The 19,820-nt window shown below is 50.0% G+C and carries 20 protein-coding genes; 7 read left to right on the plus strand and 13 right to left on the minus strand.

The genetic code is table 11. The annotated features are described in order from the left end of the window. Positions 1-8: 8 nt before the first annotated feature. Positions 9-227 (plus strand): multiple antibiotic resistance protein MarB, encoded by a 219-nt coding sequence (marB, locus tag OGY67_RS05590; RefSeq protein ID WP_003832934.1) that lies wholly within the window; start codon positions 9-11, stop codon positions 225-227. Between the two features lie 29 nt (positions 228-256). Here marB and eamA read toward each other — a convergent pair whose 3' ends face one another. After that, positions 257-1,156, minus strand: coding sequence for an O-acetylserine/cysteine exporter (eamA, locus tag OGY67_RS05595; RefSeq protein WP_286573721.1), 900 nt, complete (start codon positions 1,154-1,156; stop codon positions 257-259). Positions 1,157-1,353: 197 nt separating this feature from the next. On the opposite strand from eamA, the gene ydeE reads away from it, so the two are divergent. Then, positions 1,354-2,541: an efflux MFS transporter YdeE gene (gene ydeE / locus OGY67_RS05600; protein ID WP_032943415.1), complete on the plus strand. Its 1,188-nt coding sequence runs from the start codon at positions 1,354-1,356 to the stop codon at positions 2,539-2,541. 40 nt (positions 2,542-2,581) lie between these two features. Here the strand turns inward: ydeE and urtE are convergent, their stop codons facing one another. From urtE to urtA, 5 genes are read right to left on the minus strand one after another with little or no spacing between them, the layout of a single operon-like run. Continuing rightward, positions 2,582-3,280, minus strand: coding sequence for an urea ABC transporter ATP-binding subunit UrtE (gene urtE, locus OGY67_RS05605; RefSeq protein WP_286573723.1), 699 nt, complete (start codon positions 3,278-3,280; stop codon positions 2,582-2,584). Between the two features lie 9 nt (positions 3,281-3,289). Then, complete coding sequence (urtD, locus tag OGY67_RS05610) at positions 3,290-4,087, minus strand: urea ABC transporter ATP-binding protein UrtD (protein WP_008784743.1); 798 nt, start codon at positions 4,085-4,087, stop codon at positions 3,290-3,292. Next, positions 4,087-5,160 (minus strand): urea ABC transporter permease subunit UrtC, encoded by a 1,074-nt coding sequence (urtC, locus tag OGY67_RS05615; RefSeq protein WP_008784742.1) that lies wholly within the window; start codon positions 5,158-5,160, stop codon positions 4,087-4,089. Before urtC ends, urtD begins: the two co-directional genes overlap by 1 nt. Beyond that, positions 5,160-6,734 (minus strand): urea ABC transporter permease subunit UrtB, encoded by a 1,575-nt coding sequence (gene urtB, locus OGY67_RS05620; RefSeq protein WP_286573728.1) that lies wholly within the window; start codon positions 6,732-6,734, stop codon positions 5,160-5,162. Before urtB ends, urtC begins: the two co-directional genes overlap by 1 nt. A gap of 43 nt (positions 6,735-6,777) precedes the next feature. Beyond that, the gene (urtA, locus tag OGY67_RS05625; RefSeq protein ID WP_267449113.1) at positions 6,778-8,049 is read right to left on the minus strand and encodes an urea ABC transporter substrate-binding protein; all 1,272 of its coding nucleotides are present in this window, start codon (positions 8,047-8,049) and stop codon (positions 6,778-6,780) included. 486 nt (positions 8,050-8,535) lie between these two features. On the opposite strand from urtA, the gene mgtS reads away from it, so the two are divergent. After that, positions 8,536-8,631 carry a protein MgtS gene (mgtS, locus tag OGY67_RS05630; RefSeq protein WP_003032406.1) on the plus strand — a complete coding sequence of 32 codons (96 nt, stop codon included), beginning with the start codon at positions 8,536-8,538 and terminating at the stop codon, positions 8,629-8,631. 284 nt (positions 8,632-8,915) lie between these two features. Here mgtS and OGY67_RS05635 read toward each other — a convergent pair whose 3' ends face one another. The 3 genes from OGY67_RS05635 to dcp form a co-directional block, all read right to left on the minus strand. Continuing rightward, a complete protein-coding gene (locus OGY67_RS05635) occupies positions 8,916-9,842 on the minus strand; it encodes a diguanylate cyclase (RefSeq protein WP_267445419.1) in 927 nt (308 codons plus the stop codon). Positions 9,843-9,997: 155 nt separating this feature from the next. Further along, positions 9,998-10,258 carry a hypothetical protein gene (locus OGY67_RS05640; RefSeq protein WP_020996405.1) on the minus strand — a complete coding sequence of 87 codons (261 nt, stop codon included), beginning with the start codon at positions 10,256-10,258 and terminating at the stop codon, positions 9,998-10,000. 218 nt (positions 10,259-10,476) lie between these two features. Continuing rightward, positions 10,477-12,522, minus strand: coding sequence for a peptidyl-dipeptidase Dcp (gene dcp, locus OGY67_RS05645; RefSeq protein WP_286573739.1), 2,046 nt, complete (start codon positions 12,520-12,522; stop codon positions 10,477-10,479). A gap of 137 nt (positions 12,523-12,659) precedes the next feature. Here dcp and ydfG point away from each other — a divergent pair, with 137 nt between their 5' ends. The 3 genes from ydfG to ydfZ all read left to right on the plus strand — a co-directional run bounded on the left by ydfG (position 12,660) and on the right by ydfZ (position 14,574). Beyond that, positions 12,660-13,406 (plus strand): bifunctional NADP-dependent 3-hydroxy acid dehydrogenase/3-hydroxypropionate dehydrogenase YdfG, encoded by a 747-nt coding sequence (gene ydfG / locus OGY67_RS05650; RefSeq protein WP_032943401.1) that lies wholly within the window; start codon positions 12,660-12,662, stop codon positions 13,404-13,406. Positions 13,407-13,492: 86 nt separating this feature from the next. Then, the gene (locus OGY67_RS05655; RefSeq protein ID WP_167819925.1) at positions 13,493-14,179 is read left to right on the plus strand and encodes a GntR family transcriptional regulator; all 687 of its coding nucleotides are present in this window, start codon (positions 13,493-13,495) and stop codon (positions 14,177-14,179) included. Between the two features lie 191 nt (positions 14,180-14,370). Then, a complete protein-coding gene (gene ydfZ / locus OGY67_RS05660) occupies positions 14,371-14,574 on the plus strand; it encodes a putative selenium delivery protein YdfZ (RefSeq protein WP_003032393.1) in 204 nt (67 codons plus the stop codon). A 74-nt stretch (positions 14,575-14,648) separates the two neighbouring features. Here the strand turns inward: ydfZ and OGY67_RS05665 are convergent, their stop codons facing one another. The 4 genes from OGY67_RS05665 to OGY67_RS05680 all read right to left on the minus strand — a co-directional run bounded on the left by OGY67_RS05665 (position 14,649) and on the right by OGY67_RS05680 (position 19,320). Further along, a complete protein-coding gene (locus OGY67_RS05665) occupies positions 14,649-16,115 on the minus strand; it encodes a mannitol dehydrogenase family protein (RefSeq protein WP_286573743.1) in 1,467 nt (488 codons plus the stop codon). A 161-nt stretch (positions 16,116-16,276) separates the two neighbouring features. Then, positions 16,277-17,611, minus strand: a complete 1,335-nt coding sequence (locus OGY67_RS05670) for an MFS transporter (RefSeq protein WP_008784734.1) — start codon at positions 17,609-17,611, stop codon at positions 16,277-16,279. A 60-nt stretch (positions 17,612-17,671) separates the two neighbouring features. Then, complete coding sequence (gene rspA, locus OGY67_RS05675; protein ID WP_043016367.1) at positions 17,672-18,886, minus strand: starvation-sensing protein RspA; 1,215 nt, start codon at positions 18,884-18,886, stop codon at positions 17,672-17,674. A gap of 107 nt (positions 18,887-18,993) precedes the next feature. Beyond that, positions 18,994-19,320 carry a YnfA family protein gene (locus OGY67_RS05680; protein ID WP_008784733.1) on the minus strand — a complete coding sequence of 109 codons (327 nt, stop codon included), beginning with the start codon at positions 19,318-19,320 and terminating at the stop codon, positions 18,994-18,996. 153 nt (positions 19,321-19,473) lie between these two features. Between OGY67_RS05680 and OGY67_RS05685 the strand changes: the two genes are divergently transcribed. Further along, positions 19,474-19,815 (plus strand): DUF1283 family protein, encoded by a 342-nt coding sequence (locus tag OGY67_RS05685; protein WP_003032382.1) that lies wholly within the window; start codon positions 19,474-19,476, stop codon positions 19,813-19,815. Positions 19,816-19,820 lie beyond the last annotated feature (5 nt).

The following is a 19,820-nucleotide window of genomic DNA, read 5'->3' on the forward strand; positions in this document are numbered from 1 at the left end:
AGGAAATCATGAAACTTCTGTCTTATGCAATGCTGGCCCTGCTGTTTGTTGTTTCGGGCCAGAGCATGGCGGAACAGACCGCGCAACCTGCCACCCAGAACAGTCGCGACGCGATGATTATGCCCCCTGCGCACGATCAGTCCCCGTTCGATTTTAATCATATGGGTGCAGGCAGCGACAAGTCCGACGAATTAGGTGTGCCTTATTACAATATGCGCAACCTGTAATTATATTGCCCCGCCACTGCGGGGCTTTTTTAGCCCCTCACCGACGCAACCTTACGCAACCGAAAGCCAAACACATTGATATACAACCCTGCCATGATCAGTAGCGCACCGAGCAGTTGCAATCCGGTCAGCGTTTCATCCAGCAGCACGGCGGCGCTTGCCAGTCCAACGACCGGCACCAACAGCGACAACGGCGCGACACGCCAGGTTTCATAGCGTCCGAGTAACGAACCCCAGATACCGTAACCCACAATGGTCGCCACAAACGCCAGATAAACCAGTGAAAGAATGGTGGTCATATCTATCTCCACCAGACTGTGGGTCATTTGCGTTGGACCATCCAGAAGCAATGATGCCAGGAAGAACGGAACAATGGGAATTAAGGCGCTCCATACCACCAACGACATAACGGCTGGGCGCGAGGTATGCTGCATGATTTTTTTGTTAAAGATATTACCGCAGGCCCAGCTTAGCGCCGCCGCCAGCGTCAGCATAAAACCGAGCATGCCAACATGCTGACCGTTCAGACTGGCCTCAATCAGCACCAGCACGCCAAATACCGCCAGCGCAATCCCAACCAATTGTTTACCCTGCAGGCGCTCACCGAAAGCAAATGCGCCCAGAACAATGGTAAAAAACGCCTGAGCCTGCAATACCAGAGAAGCTAACCCTGCAGGCATACCGAATTTGATAGCGCTAAAGAGAAATGCGAACTGCCCAAAACTGATGGTCAGGCCATAGCCGAGCAACAGCGAAAGTGGGATTTTCGGCCTGGCAACAAAGAGTATTGCCGGAAACGAAACCAGTAAAAAACGTAATCCCGCCAACATTAGCGGTGGCATATTGTGCAGACCCACTTTAATAACGACAAAGTTCAGTCCCCAAACCACGACAACCAGTAACGCTAACAACCCGTCTTTACGCGACATACCACCGCCCCTGCAAATATTAAATTTTTGTAAACAAGTTAAAGTAACGGAAATCGTTGTGCCGTAACAGATCATTATTTCAGGTAGGCCACGCAAGGCATTTTCGGACAACTTATTGAGTGTACATCACAGTTTTGGCATGCTATTTGTTTCTTATATCTAAAAAAAACATAACAACAGCATTGTCGGGCAGGCAAATGAATATCTCCTTGAGAAGGTCCACTCTCGCGTTACTCGCGTCATCATTATTATTAACAATTGGCCGTGGCGCCACTCTGCCATTTATGACGATTTACCTCAGTCGGCAGTATCATCTGAGCGTTGACCTGATCGGCTATGCGATGACGGTCGCGCTGACCATTGGCGTGGTGTTCAGCCTTGGCTTTGGTATTCTGGCCGACAAGTTCGATAAAAAACGCTATATGCTGCTGGCAATTTGTGGCTTTGCTTCCGGCTTTATTGCAATCCCGCTGGTGCATAACGTGGTGGTAGTGGTTTTGCTTTTTGCCCTGATCAACTGTGCCTACTCCGTCTTCGCCACGGTGCTGAAGGCCTGGTTTGCCGATAATCTGTCTGCCACCAACAAGACTAAAATTTTCTCGCTTAACTATACCGTGCTGAATATTGGCTGGACCGTTGGTCCACCGCTGGGCACTCTACTGGTGATGCAAAGCATTAACCTGCCATTCTGGCTGGCTGCCGCCTGTTCAGCATTGCCACTGGTGTTTATCCAGACCTGGGTAAAACGTTCGACAGCACCATCAGAAGGTTTAAACGCCGCGGTGTGGTCCCCTTCGGTACTCCTGCGCGACCGGGCATTATTTTGGTTTACGTTATCGGCCTTTCTGGCATCGTTTGTTGGCGGTGCTTTTGCGTCCTGTATTTCGCAATACGTTATGGTGGTAGCGGATGGCGATTTTGCCGAGAAAGTGGTAGCAGTCGTCCTGCCCGTTAACGCCGCCATCGTAGTATCACTGCAATACGCACTTGGCCGCAGGCTCACCGCCACGAATATCCGCCCGCTGATGACAGTGGGTACAGTCTTCTTTGTCGTTGGCCTGGTCGGTTTCGCTTTCTCCGGCAACAGCCTGTTGTTATGGGGAATTTCTGCTGCCTTTTTCACTATCGGCGAAGTCATTTACGCGCCGGGTGAATACATGCTTATCGACAACATCGCGCCAGCAGGCATGAAAGCCAGCTATTTTTCCGCCCAGTCGTTGGGCTGGCTTGGCGCAGCGGTTAACCCATTAGTCAGCGGCGTCATTTTAACCACATTGCCGCCATGGTCGCTGTTTGTCGCGCTGATAGTGGCGATCGTTCTTGCCTGGGCGCTCATGATAAAAGGCATGCGCGCCAAGCCCTGGGGGCAGACGGTGGTCTGTTGATGAGTATAGCGACAGAGCCGAAGCCGCTCTGTCGCATACCTCAGATTGCAACCAGTCCCCGAACGCCCTCGGCCTCCATATTTTTACCATCGCCGCTTTGAATAATGCTGCCCCGCGACATGAGCAGGTATTTGTCGGCCAGCTGCTGCGCAAAATCGTAGAATTGCTCCACCAGCAATATAGCCATATCCCCCCGGTGCGCCAGTTGAGAAATCACCTGACCAATCTCTTTAATCACCGACGGCTGGATCCCTTCCGTTGGCTCATCAAGAATCAACAACTGTGGGCGACTTGCCAGCGCTCGTCCAATGGCCAGTTGCTGCTGTTGCCCGCCGGACAAATCTCCGCCACGCCGATGCTTCATCTCCTGTAAAACCGGAAAGAGCGCGTAAATATCATCAGGCACATGTCGGGCCTCCGGTGCTGAAAAACTGGAAAGACCGAGCAGCAGATTCTCTTCGACCGTCAAACGCGGGAAAATATCACGCCCCTGTGGGACATACGCCACACCGGCTCTTACCCGCTGGTGTGGCTTCCAGTGAGTGACATTTTTATCCTGCCAGAGTACGCTTCCGCTACGGGCTGGAATAAGCCCCATCAGACACTTTAGTAGTGTTGTTTTCCCCACGCCGTTACGCCCCAGCAAGCATGTCACCTCACCGATACGCGCTTCAAAGCTCACCCCGCGCAGAATATGGCTGCCACCATAATATTGATTCAGTTCTTTCACCTGCAGCATATGAACTCCTTAACGCCCGAGATAGACTTCAATAACCTGCTCGTTGGCCTGCACATCGCGAAGACTCCCCTGAGCGAGGACACGTCCCTGATGTAATACTGTGACGCGATCGGCAATGGTTTCAACAAATCCCATATCGTGCTCAACAACCATCAGAGAGTGCTTACCGGCAAGCTGGCGAAACAGCTCCGCCGTGTATTCCGTTTCCGCATCCGTCATCCCCGCCGCGGGTTCATCCAGTAGCAGTAAATGCGGCTCCTGTACCAGCAGCATGCCAATTTCGAGAAACTGTTTTTGCCCATGCGAAAGCAGACCTGCGCGGCGGGCCCGCTCATTACCCAGCCGCAACAGCGCCAGTACTTCATCAATACGATCCCTTTGTTCGCCTGAGAGTCGTGCCCGTAGAGCCCCCCAGACAGATTTATCATTTTTCAGCGCCAGCTCCAGGTTCTCTTCCACCGTTAATGCTTCAAATACCGTGGGCTTTTGAAATTTCCGTCCAATCCCCTGACGCGCGATGGCAATGGGATCCAGCGTTGTTAAATCGGTCGACTGATCGTATATCGCACGACCACTTTGCGGTCTGGTTTTACCGGTTATGACATCCATTAACGTCGTCTTCCCGGCGCCGTTAGGGCCAATAATACAGCGCAGCTCCCCGACGCCAATATTGAGCGAGAGATCCGTTAACGCCTGGAATCCGTCGAAATTAACGTTAATTTTTTCCAGTTGGAGCACTGGGTCCGTTTGTTCGCGAAACCGATCGCCAGGCATCTGGCGAGTAAAAAGTCCTTCATCCGGCTGCATTATTTGTCTCCTTTGCGAAACAGGCCAATCACACCACGGGGTAAAAAAAGCGTAACGCCAATAAAGATCAGGCCAAGAAACAGCTGCCAGTATTCCGGCATAATGACGGTAAACAGGCTTTTAGCACCGTTCACCAGTACAGCGCCAAATACCGGGCCGATCAGGGTTCCACGTCCGCCGAGAGCAACCCAAATCGCCGCTTCAATCGAGTTGGTCGGCGACATTTCGCTGGGGTTGATAATCCCTACCTGCGGGACATAAAGCGCCCCGGCCAGGCCGCACAGTACAGCGGAAAGCGTCCACACCAGTAACTTGAAACCTTTCGGATCGTAACCACAGAACATCAGACGGTTCTCGGCATCGCGCACAGCGGTCAGAATACGACCAAACTTACTGCGGGCCAGCGCAAGTCCCAGCCATATTGCCAGCACCAGCAGCATAACCGTCGCCAGAAACAGCGCGATCCTGGTGGACGTCGCGGTCACCGGAAACCCCAGAATGGTGGTAAAACCGGTAAAACCGTTATTTCCACCAAAGCCGGTTTCATTGCGGAAAAACAGCAGCATTCCGGCGAAAGTCAGGGCCTGGGTCATGATGGAGAAATAGACACCTTTGATTTTTGAACGGAAGGCAAACCAACCAAATACCAGCGCCAGCAGGCCCGGCACCAGAACAACCAGCAGCATCGCCCAGAGAAAATGTTGCGTCCCCCACCAAAACCAGGGCAGCTCGCTCCACGACAGGAACGACATAAAGGCCGGTAATCCTTCGCCGGAAGCCTGGCGCATCAGGTACATTCCCATCGCATAGCCCCCCAGCGCGAAGAAAATACCGTGTCCCAGCGAGAGCATTCCGGCATAACCCCACACCAGATCCAGCGCAACGGCCACAATGGCATAGCAGAGAATTTTCCCGGCCAGCGTCAACGTCCACACCGATATGGCCAGCGGATGCTCCGCAGGTAACAGCGCAAGAAACGGCAGAATAATCAACGCCAGCAGTAAGCCCAGACCCAGCACGCGTGTTGTACGCGGCGCTTTACGCGCCAGCGTTATTGTCATTGGCATCGTCATCAGTCAATAACCCTCCCTTTCAGCGCGAACAGTCCCTGAGGTCGTTTCTGAATAAACAGAATGATCAACACCAGGATCATGATTTTGCCGAGAACCGCTCCCACCTGAGGCTCCAGAATTTTATTGAAGATCCCCAGCCCAAATGCCGCAGCCACGCTCCCGGCAAGCTGTCCAACGCCGCCCAGTACCACCACCAAAAACGAATCGATAATGTAGCTTTGCCCCAGCTCCGGTCCTACGTTACCTAGTTGCGAGAGCGCCACGCCTCCCAGTCCGGCAATTCCTGAACCAAGGCCAAAGGCCAGCATATCGACTCGTCCGGTAGGTACGCCGCAGCAGGCCGCCATATTGCGATTTTGCGTCACGGCACGCACGCGCAGCCCGAGGCGTGTTTTATTCAACAGCAGCCAGGTGAAGAACAGCACCAGCATGGCAAAGCCAAGCACCACTATTCGGTTCCACGGCAATATCAGATTGGCATAAACCTGAATGCCGCCGGAAAGCCATGCCGGATTGGCGACTTCCAGGTTTTGCGCGCCAAAAGTCATACGCACCAACTGGATGAGCATCAGGCTGATACCCCAGGTCGCCAGTAGCGTTTCAAGCGGACGGCCATATAAATGGCGTATCACCCCACGCTCGAGCAGCATTCCTACTGCCGCAGTCAGCAAAAAGGCGACCGGAAGTGCAATAACCGGATACCAGGCTAACCCGTGCGGGAAAAACTGCCCCATCAGCTGTTGCACCATCCAGGTACAGTACGCCCCGAGCATCAACATCTCGCCATGCGCCATATTGATGACGCCGAGTAATCCATAGGTTATCGCCAGACCCAATGCCGCAAGCAGCAAAATAGAACCCAGTGACAGTCCCATGAAAGCCTGCCCAAGAAGATCCCCAACCTTCATGCGATGCGAGATGGAATTCAGACTTTCGTCAGCGGCAGCACGCACTCGGGCATCGGGTTCATGTTCAGCCCTGGTGAATGGCTGCAGGCGCGCCTGAGTTTCAGGATCATTTGACGCCCCTAATAGTTCGATTGCCTGAAGCCTGACTTCCGGCGAGGTGCTACCCAATTGCAGATTTGCCAGTACAATAGCGAGTGCGGATTTCACATCACCATCTGACTCCTGAGCCAGTCGTTGTTGTAAAAACGGCAGCATGTCCGGCTGCGCCTCACGCTGTAATGTACGAGCTGCCGCCTCCCTTACCGTGACACTGTCACTTAAAAGCTGATGGACAGCCAACGCTCCGGCTACCAGATTACGCAGGCGGTTAGTCAGGCGAATTTTTTTTAGCTCGCCGTTTGGGGCTATCGCTGTTCCTAACGGCTGTACGTGCGAGCCGTTCATGATGAAGGCATTTTTCGTGTTATCGGTCAGCAGGTTCTCATCTCGCAGTGCGCTGAGCAGCGGGATGCGCTGAACGTCAGGATTCACCGCCCATTGTTCAAGCAAGGCGGCCTGCTGAGCACGGTTGGCGGCGGTAAAGGTATCAGCATCTGCGGCCTGGGCTATCCACGGCAAAAACCACATCAGCAACAACACACCACGAATAAAGCGCATAGCTTTCATGAGCGTTCTCCAAAGCATTACCCTCCCGCAGGAGGGCGTTAGATCAGTTGCTGGCGGTTTTCACTGGCTGTTCAGATTTTTTATCATTACCAGCGATGTACGGACTCCACGGCTGGGCGCGGACCGGCTCATCGGTTTGCCACACCACGTTAAACTGGCCGTTGCCTTCAATCTCGCCAATCATGACGGGTTTATGCAGGTGATGGTTGGTCTCATCCATGGTCAGGGTAAAACCTGATGGCGCAGCGAAGGATTGCCCCGCCATAGCAGCACGAACTTTATCCACATCGGTAGTTCCAGCTTTTTCTACCGCCTGCGCCCACATATGCAGGCCAACATATGTGGCTTCCATTGGGTCGTTCGTCACCACCGAATCAGCATTCGGTAATTTGTGCGCTTTGGCATACGCCCGGTAATCAGCGACAAACTTTTTGTTGGCCGCATTATCGACGGACTCAAAGTAGTTCCAGGCGGCAAGGTTGCCCACCAGCGGTTTGGTATCAATACCGCGTAGCTCCTCCTCACCCACGGAAAAAGCCACCACCGGCACATCGGTGGCTTTCAGCCCCTGATTCGCTAACTCTTTATAGAACGGTACGTTAGAATCCCCATTGATGGTTGATACCACCGCCGTTTTTCCCCCTGCGGCGAATTTTTTAATACTGGCGACAATGGTCTGGTAATCGCTGTGTCCGAATGGAGTGTACACCTCTTCGATGTCTTTATCGGCGACCCCTTTTGAGTGCAAAAAGGCGCGTAAAATTTTGTTGGTCGTGCGCGGATAAACATAATCCGTGCCCAGCAGGAAGAAGCGTTTCGCGCTACCGCCGTCCTCACTCATCAGATACTCAACCGCAGGGATCGCCTGCTGATTGGGGGCTGCGCCGGTATAGAAGACGTTAGGCGACATCTCCTCACCTTCGTATTGCACCGGGTAAAACAGCAGACCGTTTAACTCTTCAAATACCGGTAGAACCGATTTACGCGACACCGATGTCCAGCAGCCGAAAACTGCCGCCACCTTGTCCTGACTCAGCAGTTGTCTTGCTTTTTCAGCAAATAACGGCCAGTTCGAGGCCGGGTCAACCACCACCGGTTCCAGCTTTTTACCCAACACACCGCCCTGAGCATTTATTTCATCGATGGTCATCAACGCCACATCTTTTAGCGGCGTTTCGGATATGGCCATCGTGCCGGATAACGAATGCATGATGCCAACCTTAATGGTGTCGGCTGCCTGAACGCTAAAACTCACGCCCATTGCGACAACAGAGGCAGAAAGTGCAAAAGCTTTTAAAAATGTACGACGCTGCATAGTTTCACTCCTGAAATTAGACTTGCTGAAAGCTCCGGTGCAGCCGGGCAGACAAAACGGTGCAAATTAAGGGTGTTCAGAAGTGATAAGGCAAAAACGATGCCAGATATTAAAACCTCATATAAAATCAATAAATTAGCATCTGACGCACATAAATCAGTATTACATTTCCCCGCCCAAAGGATTAATCAAACGAAAAATTGAACCACCATGAGACAACTCTGCATTATAAACGTGCAACAATCTGTATCAGCAGCACACCGTCATAACAGCGTCTCAGGGTTTAAAAACAGGGTTGTTTGTGCGCAGATAAATGTGTCTCGTCACTATTATTTATTTTATTCGACGTGATCATGTCAAAAATTTACTTTTCAGTCGAAATAATCACACAGTTCAGCCTTTGTTTAAGATTGAATTGCTACTATAGTCATAAGCGAGGTGAACTTAAGGTAAGAGAGGAAACTCACAGATAAAGGAGCATTTACTATGCTGGGTAATATGAATATTTTTATGGCTGTTCTGGGAATTATTTTATTTTCCGGTTTCCTGGCCGCGTATTTTAGCCACAGATGGGATGATTGATGAACGGAGATAGTCCTGCACCGACCCGGCCCCTTGTAGCGTAACTGCACAAGGGGCCATTTTTTTACCTGAATCGCACTCGCTGTGCCTTTTTCTTGATTTACAGATAAAAAAAACCGCCGGATAAACCAGCGGTAAATGCTTGCATGGATAGATTTGTGTTTTGCTTTTATACGCTATCTGGCAATTCCCTGCGAAGATAACGGATAGTCAGCTAACCTATCACCGACAACCCCAATGAAAGTTAAACGAAACGCAACTACCTCAAAGCGTTTTTCGAAAACTCACGCACTGAGGGGATACGAGGTTCCGTCATTGGTGTCCACCAACGCAATTTGCTCATTTTCATCTATAAACATGCAGCGATTCCTGCCGGTCTGTTTCCCCTGATACATCGCCCTGTCGGCCCGACCAAGCGCGGTATCCAGCGTTTCACCCTGTTGAACCCGGGTTATGCCTGCCGTCACCGTGATACCGATCTCTCCCTCAGCGTAGGGAATTTTTTTCTGACCAATCAGACGACAAAGTCGCAAACCCGCCTGGCATGCCTGCTCGTCCGTTTTTGTTCTGATGATGATAATGAACTCTTCACCACCGTAGCGGTACGCCGCCTCATCATATCGCGTCCATGACAATAAATTTGATGCCAGAGCCCGCAATACCACGTCACCAACCAAATGGCCGTAGGTATCGTTAACGTATTTAAAACGATCGATATCTAACAACAATATATAAAGATTAAGCGGTTCGGCATCGAGCAACTGCCGATCAAAAGACTCATCGAGCATTCTTCTGCCAGGTAAGCCTGTTAATGCGTCGATATTACTGCGGATACTCAATAAATATATTTTGTAGTCCATTACAGATGAGGTAAATGCCAGCAGCGCATCCTGGAAGCTGTCGAAATGCCATGAATGGCTACGATTCTCCACGATAGCCATTAGCAATTTCTTGCCTGATAAATGCATCTTTTCGTGGGTGGCGCTTATCTTGCTTACGTAACTACAATCATCCTCATTGTACCGTGATTGATTATTAAGCCACTGTCCAAATCGACAAGCAAAATGCGAGTTTTCACCCATAATATCTGGCTGCGTAACATCTGAAGACACCACGCAGCGGAACATTGTCACTAACCATTTGTAGTGGGCATCAATGGACTTGTTCAACTCAATCAAAATTGCATCTATTTCCTTCGTATTTCTCATCATCACGTTCTCCCTCCCTGTTCGAGCGTTTCTGATGGAATTATCTTAACGATAAAAAAGAAAATTTATGTAAATTTTTTAATAGTAATTAATAAATCGTAATTAACAGGATATTACGCTATACCTTCTGGTGTGGCATAGCGTTGTCAATAAAGTGGTCAAACCAATAACGGTTCATTCAGCATTTCATTAAGCCCAATCACCTCTAATTGATCGGATGTGTAGGTTTTGTCGCCTCTGGCATATTGATACGCAGAACCATGGGAAAACCCGGATTCACGCGCTTCTTTATACCGTGCGATGATTTCAGCATTTGAGCGTGAAACATGTGGCGTAAACGGAGTGACGCTGGATTGCACAATTGTACTATCTGCACATCCGGACATAACAAGCACAGCTATTAGAACCCCTATTTTCATTAACAATTACCTGAGAAACCTGCCCGTACATGAACGCTAATCTTATCAAACATCCAAAGGCATCATCATTATTAAACTAGCATTCCTGAATATATTTCATCATCATTTGTTGATAACTATTATTGTCAACTTTCATATAAAACCCTAAAAATTGCCATCTTTTAAAATAATAAAAAACCGGGCATCACGCCCGGCTCAATATTCTGGCTAATAATCTCTTAGACGCTCAAACCACGATGTTCCAGCATCGGCTCCATACGGGGATCGCGCCCGCTCCACTGGTGATAGAGTTCAGTTAAATCAGTACCGTTACCGCGGGACAAAATAGCTTCACGGAACTTTTGCCCGTTTTCACGAGTTAATCCGCCCTGCTCTACAAACCACTGATAGCCGTCATCGGCCAGCATTTGCGTCCACAAATAGGCGTAATAACCTGCGGCATAGCCGCCGCCGAAGATATGGGCAAAATAGCTGCTGCGATAACGAGGCGGCACGGCCTTGAGATCCAAACCTTCAGCCGCCAGCGCCTGCTGTTCAAATTGATCGACCGAAAGAGATAACGCGCTCTTTTCCAGACTGTGCCAACGCATATCCAACAATGCGGCACTGAGCAGTTCGGTCATGTCGTAACCTTTGTTAAACAGGCTGGCCCGCTGCATCTTATTCCGCAACGCCTGCGGCATTTGCTCCCCGGTATCAACATGACGAGCAAAACGAGCAAAGACCTGCGGATGACTCGCCCAGTGTTCGTTGATCTGCGAAGGAAACTCAACAAAATCACGCGGAGTGTTGGTCCCTGAAAGCGTGGCATAACGCTGAGTGGCGAACAGGCCATGCAACGTGTGCCCAAACTCATGAAATAACGTAATAACATCATCCCACAATAACAATGCAGGCTGACCTTTTGCCGGTTTTTGATAATTACACACGTTGTAAATAACCGGCCGGGTTTCATTGAGTTGCGATTGCTCAACAAAATTGCCCATCCAGGCACCACCGCTTTTCGATTCCCGGGCAAAGAAATCGCCGTAAAATAACGCCAGCCCTACGCCATCGTGATCGAATATTTCCCATACCCGAACATCCGGGTGATAAACAGGAATGTCGAACCTCTCTATAAATTTTATGCCAAAGAGTTGATTAGCTGTCCAGAAAACGCCCTCGTTCAGCACCGTATCAAGGGCAAAGTAAGGTTTGAGCTGCACCTCATCAAGTGCATATTTCTCACGACGAACCTGCTCGGCATAAAATGCCCAGTCCCAGGCCTCGACGTTAAATTTCCCCTGTTCGTGATTGATAACATTCTGGATTTCGGCCTGTTCATCCAATGCCCTGGCTCGCGCAGCGGGAACAATCGCCCGCATGAAATTGAGTGCCGCTTCCGGTGTTTTTGCCATCTGATCGGCAATTTTCCATGCAGCGTAATTGGCAAAACCGAGTAGTTTCGCCTGCTGCATCCGGATCTCGACCAGTCGCTGAATAATCGCCCGAGTATCGTTAGCGTCATTGTTTTCTGCTCTCGCCCATGCGCGGTTGAACAGATTCTCACGGGTCTGGCGATCGCGTAACGCCGCAAGCGCCGGTTGCTGAGTCGTATTCAATAGCGGGATAACCCAACGCGCTTCAAGCCCTTTCTCCTTTGCAGCTTCGGCGGCAACAGCAATTTCCTCTGCGCTGAGTCCGTCCAGGTAACGTGCATCATCCACCACCAGAGCACCGGACTTGTTCGCCGCCAGCAGACGTTGATTAAACTGGCTGGTCAACGTGGCGGACTCTGTATTGAGCGCTTTAAGGTTCGCTTTATCGACCTCATTTAAACGCGCGCCGGCTAATACAAAACGCTGGTGGATGACTTCCAGCAAGCGTAATGATTCGCTATCCAGCCCCAGCGAACCTCGCTGTTGCCAGACCGCTTCAACGCGCGAAAAAAGCGCGCCATTGAGATAAATATCATTGGCAAGGCTCGCCAGTTCTGCGGAAAACTCTTCGTCAAGGCGCTGTAGTTCATCGTTTGTGTGCGCCGCCGTCATCGCGAAGAAAACGCTGGTTACGCGTGTCAGCAAAGCGCCGCTTTGTTCAAGCGCCAGCAACGTATTGGCAAAATCAGGGGCCTGCGGGTTTTGCACAATAGCCTCGATCTCTGCACGTTTTTGCCGCACGCCTTCATCGAACGCTGGGCGATAGTGCTGCACCTCTATCTGATCAAACTGCGGTGCCTGGTACGGCAACGTGCTGTGACGTAAAAAAGGATTCGTTAACGACATCTTTCACTCCTGAAAACGATTTGTTTACCAGAGTAGACGTCCCAGGAATCAACCGCAATCGCGTTACGCAGGAATAGCTCTGAACGGAAATGACGTGCTATGGTAGTACGACATAAAAAGCGTTGAGGAACAGTGAGATGATCGTTTTAGTAACCGGAGCAACCGCAGGTTTTGGTGAGTGCATTACGCGTCGTTTTATTGAGAATGGGCATAAAGTTATAGCCACCGGACGCCGCCAGGAGCGCCTGCAGGAACTGAAAGAGGAATTGGGTGACCGCCTCTATACCGCGCAACTGGACGTACGTAATCGTGCATCGATTGAAGAGATGATGGACGCCCTTCCTGCTGAATGGCGCAATATTGATGTTCTGGTCAACAACGCGGGTCTGGCGCTGGGCCTTGAGCCTGCTCACAAGGCCAGCATTGAAGACTGGGAAAATATGATCGACACCAACAACAAGGGGCTGGTTTATATGACCCGTGCCGTTCTGCCTGGCATGGTTGAACGCAACCGCGGTCATATTATCAATATCGGTTCTACCGCGGGCAGCTGGCCATACGCTGGCGGTAACGTCTACGGTGCGACCAAAGCGTTTGTTCGCCAGTTTAGCCTGAATTTACGTACTGATTTACACGGCACTGCAATTCGCGTTACCGACATCGAGCCGGGTCTGGTTGGCGGTACGGAGTTCTCTAATGTCCGTTTTAAAGGTGATGACGCCAAAGCTGAAAAAGCCTACGAAAATACCACGGCGCTGACTCCGCAAGATGTTACAGAAGCGGTATGGTGGGTGGCTTCTTTACCGGCTCATGTCAATATCAACACCCTTGAAATGATGCCTGTCACACAGTCTTTTGCCGGGCTGAGTATTCATCGTGGCTAATTTCTCTGCCCGGCCTTGTGCCGGGTATAGATAGCCTGAAAGAAGTGATAAAATATCCGGGTTAACTCTCTAAAAAGTAAGAATGAATGACCGTAGAAACGCAGCTCAACCCTACACAGCCAGTAAATCAACAGATTTACCGTATTCTTCGCCGTGATATCGTGCATTGTCTGATTGCACCCGGTACACCGCTGTCGGAGAAAGAGGTTTCTGTACGCTTTAATGTGTCACGCCAGCCGGTACGAGAAGCATTCATCAAACTGGCTGAGAACGGTCTGATTCAGATCCGCCCGCAGCGTGGCAGCTACGTGAATAAAATTTCGCTGTCGCAAGTGCAAAACGGCTGTTTTGTTCGCCAGGCAATTGAATGTGCCGTGGTACGCCGCGCCGCATCGCTGATCAACGATCAACAGTGCTATCAGCTTGAACAGAATTTGAATCAGCAGCGCATCGCAATTGACCGAAAACAGATTAATGATTTCTTCCAGCTTGATGATGAGTTTCATCAGAAACTGGCTTTAATCGCCGAGTGCCAACTCGCCTGGGATACCGTTGAGAATATAAAGGCTACAATTGACCGCGTTCGTTATATGAGCCTGGATCATATTTCCCCGCCTGAAATGCTGCTACGCCAGCATCACGATATCTTTGCCGCCCTTGAGAAGCATGACGGCGATGCGGTCGAGCGCGCAATGATGCTCCATCTTCAGGAAATTGGTGAGTCCGTTCAGCTTATTCGTCAGGAAAATAGCGACTGGTTCAGCGAAGATTAATACTACGCTCACCTCACACCGGGGTGAGTTTCTCCTGCGTTTTCCCCTCTCCCGCATAACTGCATAAAAAAAGCTGTGATTTTGATCGAAAACAAAAAAAATCATTAACGAGAAGCGTATTTATATTGCGCCCGTTACGTGGGACTAAAAGCCCACGGGCTTTGACGGTAAGTTGGAAAGGAGAAAACACCATGAAAACATACGATCGTAACCGTAACGCAATCACCACTGGCAGCCGCGTCATGATCAGCGACACCGGACTCACAGGCCGCATTACAGCAATAGATACCGATGGCCTGACCGCTGAGCAGATTCGCCGCGGGAAAACAGTGGAAATCGAAGGATGTGAAGGCAAATACGCCCCCCTCGAGCTGATTCGTTTAGGCATGAACTAATTGGTGTGAATGCCAGAAAACACAGCGCCATCTGGCCGTTGCAAGCCAGATGGCGACATAAAGCATAATCTTCGTTACTTCAGTTTTGCTGCATACTTCGCAACCGTCGCCTTCGCCCCTTCAGCCAGTAAAGTAAGATACGCTTGTGTGACCTGACGGTTGAACAGTTCAACCTGTGGCAGTTCACGGCCAAAAATAGCATCGATTGCCAGTAGCGCCTGAACGCGCTCTTCGCCTTCGTTGCTGCTACGCACCGCATTCTGGATCACCGGCAACAGTGGATCGCTAATTTCAATCGCCTGGCCCTGTTCATCCACACCACCTACGTAACGCATCCAACCAGCGACACCCAGTGCCAGCAGCGCAAAGTCACTACCGTGCACAATGTGCCAACGAATGGAATCAAGCATACGCTGCGGCAGTTTTTGGCTACCGTCCATGGCGATCTGCCAGGTACGATGACGCAGCGCCGGATTGCTGTAGCGTTCAATTAACAGATCGGCGTAGCGCTGTAGGTCAACACCTTTTACTTTCAGCGTAGGTGCTTGTTCCTGCAACATCAGCGCACGTGCAGCAAGACGATAGTTTTCATCGCCCATGCAATCGTTAATATGTTGATATCCCGCCAGATACCCAAGATACGCAAGGAAAGAGTGGCTGCCGTTGAGCATACGCAGTTTCATCTCTTCAAACGGAATGACATCGGCTACCAGTTCCGCCCCGGCCTTTTCCCATTCAGGACGGCCGGCAACAAAGTTATCTTCAATTACCCACTGGCGGAACGGTTCGCATGCCACGCCTGCCGGGTCGCGTACACCGGTGATATGTTCAATTTTGTCCAGCGTCTCCTGCGTAACTGCAGGGACAATGCGGTCAACCATTGTTGATGGGAATGTCACATGTTGTTCGATCCACGCGGCCAGTTCCATATCTACCGCTCGGGCATATGCAATGACAACATTGCGCATCACATGACCGTTTTCTGGCATGTTATCGCAGGACATCACGGTAAAGGCGGCTAAACCCGCAGCTTTGCGACGCGCCAGGGCTTCAACCACCACGCCCGGCGCAGTTTTAGGCTGTTTAGGGTTTTGCAGATCGGCTGCAATCATCGGGTTGTCTAACATCAGTTGGCCGGTCGCCGGAGAATGGCAGTATCCTTTCTCGGTGATGGTCAGGGAAACGATCGCGACCTGCGGTTCACACATCGCTGCCAGTACGCTTTCCAGACCATCAACCTGCGCATGCAATGCATTTTTCACCACGCCCACGACTCTCGCAGTCCAGGCATCAGCAGACATCTCTGCAACGGTATACAGATTATCTTGCTGTTTCAGATCGAAAATCTGCTGCTCGCCGCCAATCAGGTTCACTTCGCAGTAGCCCCAGTCACTGCCGTGATCGGCGGCCAGAATGTCAGCGTAAACACCTTGATGTGCGCGATGAAACGCGCCAAATCCCAGATGAACAATACGCGTAACCAGTTTTGTACGATCGTAGTCAGGAAGTGCAGCCTTAGCCGCTAAGAGCTTGTTTTGCATGGTATGGCCTACTTATAAATGAAATCAGGACTGTTCCAGAGTAACGCCTGTATGGTTGTATGTTTTGATTTGCATTAAGCTTTTTATGATTGGTATGACATCATTTGTTGAGTTATATACCAAAGTCAGTGAATTTGGCGGCATACTGCCGCCAAAGGATATTAATGTTTCTGCCACTGCTGGTATTCACGCTTAAGTCTTTGCGGAGCGGTTTCCGGCATCATCAACAAACCAATAATTGAGATAACTCCAAGTACAATCACATAGGTTGCAAGTCCATAGTAATGTCCACCTGTTACTTGCAGAATTTTTACTGCTACCAGTCCAAGAATGCCACTGCCTATTAGCGACCCCAGTTGCCAAATTAAAGCTATTCCGCTACAGCGAATATGAGTTGGGAAAAGCTCCGGAAAATAAGAAGCCTGAGGTGCATAACACATACTATGCCCAACACTCAGTACCAGGATCATTACTATTTGTGTAAGCCAAAAACTATCCTGATTAATCGCAAGAAAGAAAGGAATAATCATAACGACCTGCAGCAGCGCACCGATAATATAGACTGGTTTACGTCCAATTTTATCGCATAGCGACCCCATCAACGGTATTGCAATTATTTCTATTATGACCGCAACGATCATTGTCTCCATCAAAATATTAGCATCAAGATTGTTTGCCTTTCCGTAAGCCAAAACAATCACTGTGAACATTGCAAATGTGCAAGCTTCAATCAGTTTCGCGCAGACCCCCTTGGCAACAATGCCAGGAAAATCGCGGATAACTTCAACTAATGGACGTGATTCTTCTGCTTTTGTCTCCCTAATCTGAGCAAAGACAGGTGATTCATCAATTTTTAAGCGGATAAACAGTCCAACAATAACCAGCAACAGACTCAACAGAAACGGTATACGCCACCCGTAATCCATCATTGCCTCTGGAGAAAGTGTGGCATTTAACAGCGCAAAGAGCGCTAACGGCAGGAGGAAACCAACCGGCGCACCGATTTGAACCCAACTGGAAAAAAATCCACGATGTTTGGGTTCAGAATATTCAGCCGTCATCAGTACTGCACCAGCTTGCTCACCTCCAACGCCAAATCCCTGTAATACACGAATAAAAATAAGTAAAGCTGGAGCCCAGACACCTATTTTCTCATATGTAGGTAATAACCCTATACAGAACGTCCCCAAACCAACAATTAATATAGTAATAACCAGTGCTTTTTTACGCCCAACCTTATCGCCAATATGCCCAAAGACGATTCCTCCTAATGGTCTTGCAAGGAAACCAACAGCATAGGTTGCAAAAGCAGCGAGAGTACTTATTAACGGATCGTCACTCGGGAAAAATAGATGACCAAAAAAGAGTACAGCTGCAGTCCCGTATGCAAAAAAATCATAATACTCAGCAGCAGTACCAATTGCGGATGCTGAAGCCACTCGACGAATAATAGGCTTATTATCTACGTTATTTTTAATATCGACTGAACTAACCATAAGTTTAACCTTCTGTAGGGTATTGGGTTAATCAACATCTTTCGTACGTAAAATTTATATTTACCAGTTCCACAGCGTGCCATCTTCCAGGCGAGCAACGGGCAGATATGCAGGGTCATACGGATATTTCGCTGCCAGTTTTTCGTCAAACTCGATCCCAAGACCAGGTTTGTCTCCTGGGTGCATATAGCCGTTATCAAAGGTCCAGTTATGTGGGAACACTTCCAGCATTTGCTCGGAATAGCCCATATATTCCTGTACGCCGAAGTTCGGCACCCACAGATCAAAATGCAGCGCGGCTGCCATGCACACAGGCGACAGATCGGAAGGTCCATGTGAACCGGTACGAACCTGATACAGCGACGCGAAATCAGCAATCCGGCGCATACCGGTGATGCCACCCGCATGGGTGATGGTGGTGCGGATATAGTCGATCAGTTGTTCTTCAATAAGCTGTTTACAGTCCCAGATGCTGTTGAACACTTCCCCTACCGCAATCGGCGTGACCGTATGCTGGCGGATCAGGCGGAAGCACTCCTGGTTTTCAGCTGGCGTTGGATCTTCCATCCAGAACAAACGGTACTGTTCAATACTTTTGCCAAAACGGGCCGCTTCAATTGGCGTCAGACGGTGGTGCATATCGTGTAAAAGGTGTTCGTTGAAACCAAACTTGTCACGCACGGCAGCAAACAGTTTTGGTGTGAAATCCAGGTATTTCTCCGTTGACCACAACTGCTCTTCCGGCCATTGCCCTTTGGTGGCGGGTTCGTAGGCCTGTCCTTTGCCTTTAGACATACCGTAAGTGGTTTTCATACCCGGCACGCCGCACTGTACGCGAATCGCTTTAAAGCCCATTTCTTTATGACGCGCATAATCTTCGAGTACGTCATCAACGGTATGGCCTGTGGTGTGGCAGTAGACCATAACCCCTTCACGAGAAGCACCGCCGAGCAACTGGTACAACGGCATATTCGCCGCTTTCGCTTTGATATCCCAGAGAGCCATATCCACCGCAGAAATCGCCGACATGGTGACCGGACCACGACGCCAGTACGCGCCTTTGTAGAAAAACTGCCAGATGTCCTCAATACGATGCGCATCGCGACCAATAAGCTGCGGACACACGTGATCTTTCAGATAGGACGCCACGGACAGCTCGCGTCCATTTAACGTGGCATCTCCCAGCCCGGTGATCCCATCTTCTGTCGTAATTTTCAACGTTACAAAATTACGCCCAGGACAGGTGACAAACACTTCAGCCCCAACAATCTTCATTTCTTATTCCCTACATCTGTTCTTGTGATGCAGGAAATTTACTCAACTGAGCTACTACCATACAAGTATAAAGATCAAAAAAACGCTGTTTGATCACAAAAAAGGCGCTATGCGCGCCCCCATCCAGCCACAATGATCAGCATGCCGCACAACGCCACCAGCGCGCCAGACCAGTCATATAAACTGAGTTTTACACCATCGACAATACGTAGCCATAGCAGCGCGGTCACCACGTAAACACCGCCATAGGCTGCGTATACACGCCCGCTGGCTGCCGGATGCAGTGTCAGCAACCAGACGAATAAAGCCAGTGACACCCCGGCGGGTATCAGCAACCAGGCTGTAGCTCCTCGCTTAAGCCAAAGCCAGGGTAAAAAGCAGCCAATAATTTCGCATAACGCGGTGATGAAAAAAAGAAATGTGGTCTTAAGCATTGATGTTATTCAGTTACCTTCGGTTTAACCATGATACGACAGAATCTCGTTAGCGTATCCATATCCACCGGGTGGGTATGCCCGCAAACTGGAATAGTGTAGAATTTAACCCTGTTTTATCGTTTTTACCCTTTCCCATAAAAGGAATTCACCATGAAAATTACACTGACCAAACGCCTGTGCCTGACGGCTATGCTGACGCTGGCTGCGGCTGTGTACACCTCTTCCGCATTTGCTGAAACCAGTAAACTGGTCATTGAATCCGGAGACAGTGCGCAAAGTCGTCAACAAGCCGCAATGGAAAAGGAACAATGGAACGATACGCGTCAGCTTCGCCAGAAAGTCAATAAACGTGCAGAGAAAGAGTGGGACAAAGCCGATACGGCCTTTGATAGCCGTGATAAGTGCGAGCAGAGCGCTAATATTAATGCGTACTGGGAACCTAACACCCTGCGCTGCCTCGACCGCCGTACTGGCCGCACCGTTGCCCCATAATCATT

It is taken from the genome of Citrobacter sp. Cpo015 (assembly GCF_030333035.1).
In the GTDB taxonomy this organism is placed as follows: domain Bacteria; phylum Pseudomonadota; class Gammaproteobacteria; order Enterobacterales; family Enterobacteriaceae; genus Citrobacter; species Citrobacter portucalensis.

What these genes read in the sequence shown, in the direction of transcription:
- marB (WP_003832934.1), top strand. Translation starts at nt 9, where the DNA reads ATGAAACTTCTGTCTTATGCAATGCTGGCCCTGCTGTTTGTTGTTTCG.
- ydeE (WP_032943415.1), top strand. Translation starts at nt 1,354, where the DNA reads ATGAATATCTCCTTGAGAAGGTCCACTCTCGCGTTACTCGCGTCATCA.
- OGY67_RS05635 (WP_267445419.1), bottom strand. Translation starts at nt 9,842, where the DNA reads ATGATGAGAAATACGAAGGAAATAGATGCAATTTTGATTGAGTTGAAC.
- rspA (WP_043016367.1), bottom strand. Translation starts at nt 18,886, where the DNA reads ATGAAGATTGTTGGGGCTGAAGTGTTTGTCACCTGTCCTGGGCGTAAT.
- OGY67_RS05640 (WP_020996405.1), bottom strand. Translation starts at nt 10,258, where the DNA reads ATGAAAATAGGGGTTCTAATAGCTGTGCTTGTTATGTCCGGATGTGCA.
- OGY67_RS05670 (WP_008784734.1), bottom strand. Translation starts at nt 17,611, where the DNA reads ATGGTTAGTTCAGTCGATATTAAAAATAACGTAGATAATAAGCCTATT.
- ydfZ (WP_003032393.1), top strand. Translation starts at nt 14,371, where the DNA reads ATGAAAACATACGATCGTAACCGTAACGCAATCACCACTGGCAGCCGC.
- mgtS (WP_003032406.1), top strand. Translation starts at nt 8,536, where the DNA reads ATGCTGGGTAATATGAATATTTTTATGGCTGTTCTGGGAATTATTTTA.
- OGY67_RS05680 (WP_008784733.1), bottom strand. Translation starts at nt 19,320, where the DNA reads ATGCTTAAGACCACATTTCTTTTTTTCATCACCGCGTTATGCGAAATT.
- urtA (WP_267449113.1), bottom strand. Translation starts at nt 8,049, where the DNA reads ATGCAGCGTCGTACATTTTTAAAAGCTTTTGCACTTTCTGCCTCTGTT.
- urtE (WP_286573723.1), bottom strand. Translation starts at nt 3,280, where the DNA reads ATGCTGCAGGTGAAAGAACTGAATCAATATTATGGTGGCAGCCATATT.
- OGY67_RS05655 (WP_167819925.1), top strand. Translation starts at nt 13,493, where the DNA reads ATGACCGTAGAAACGCAGCTCAACCCTACACAGCCAGTAAATCAACAG.
- eamA (WP_286573721.1), bottom strand. Translation starts at nt 1,156, where the DNA reads ATGTCGCGTAAAGACGGGTTGTTAGCGTTACTGGTTGTCGTGGTTTGG.
- urtC (WP_008784742.1), bottom strand. Translation starts at nt 5,160, where the DNA reads ATGACGATGCCAATGACAATAACGCTGGCGCGTAAAGCGCCGCGTACA.
- OGY67_RS05665 (WP_286573743.1), bottom strand. Translation starts at nt 16,115, where the DNA reads ATGCAAAACAAGCTCTTAGCGGCTAAGGCTGCACTTCCTGACTACGAT.
- OGY67_RS05685 (WP_003032382.1), top strand. Translation starts at nt 19,474, where the DNA reads ATGAAAATTACACTGACCAAACGCCTGTGCCTGACGGCTATGCTGACG.
- urtB (WP_286573728.1), bottom strand. Translation starts at nt 6,734, where the DNA reads ATGAAAGCTATGCGCTTTATTCGTGGTGTGTTGTTGCTGATGTGGTTT.
- urtD (WP_008784743.1), bottom strand. Translation starts at nt 4,087, where the DNA reads ATGCAGCCGGATGAAGGACTTTTTACTCGCCAGATGCCTGGCGATCGG.
- dcp (WP_286573739.1), bottom strand. Translation starts at nt 12,522, where the DNA reads ATGTCGTTAACGAATCCTTTTTTACGTCACAGCACGTTGCCGTACCAG.
- ydfG (WP_032943401.1), top strand. Translation starts at nt 12,660, where the DNA reads ATGATCGTTTTAGTAACCGGAGCAACCGCAGGTTTTGGTGAGTGCATT.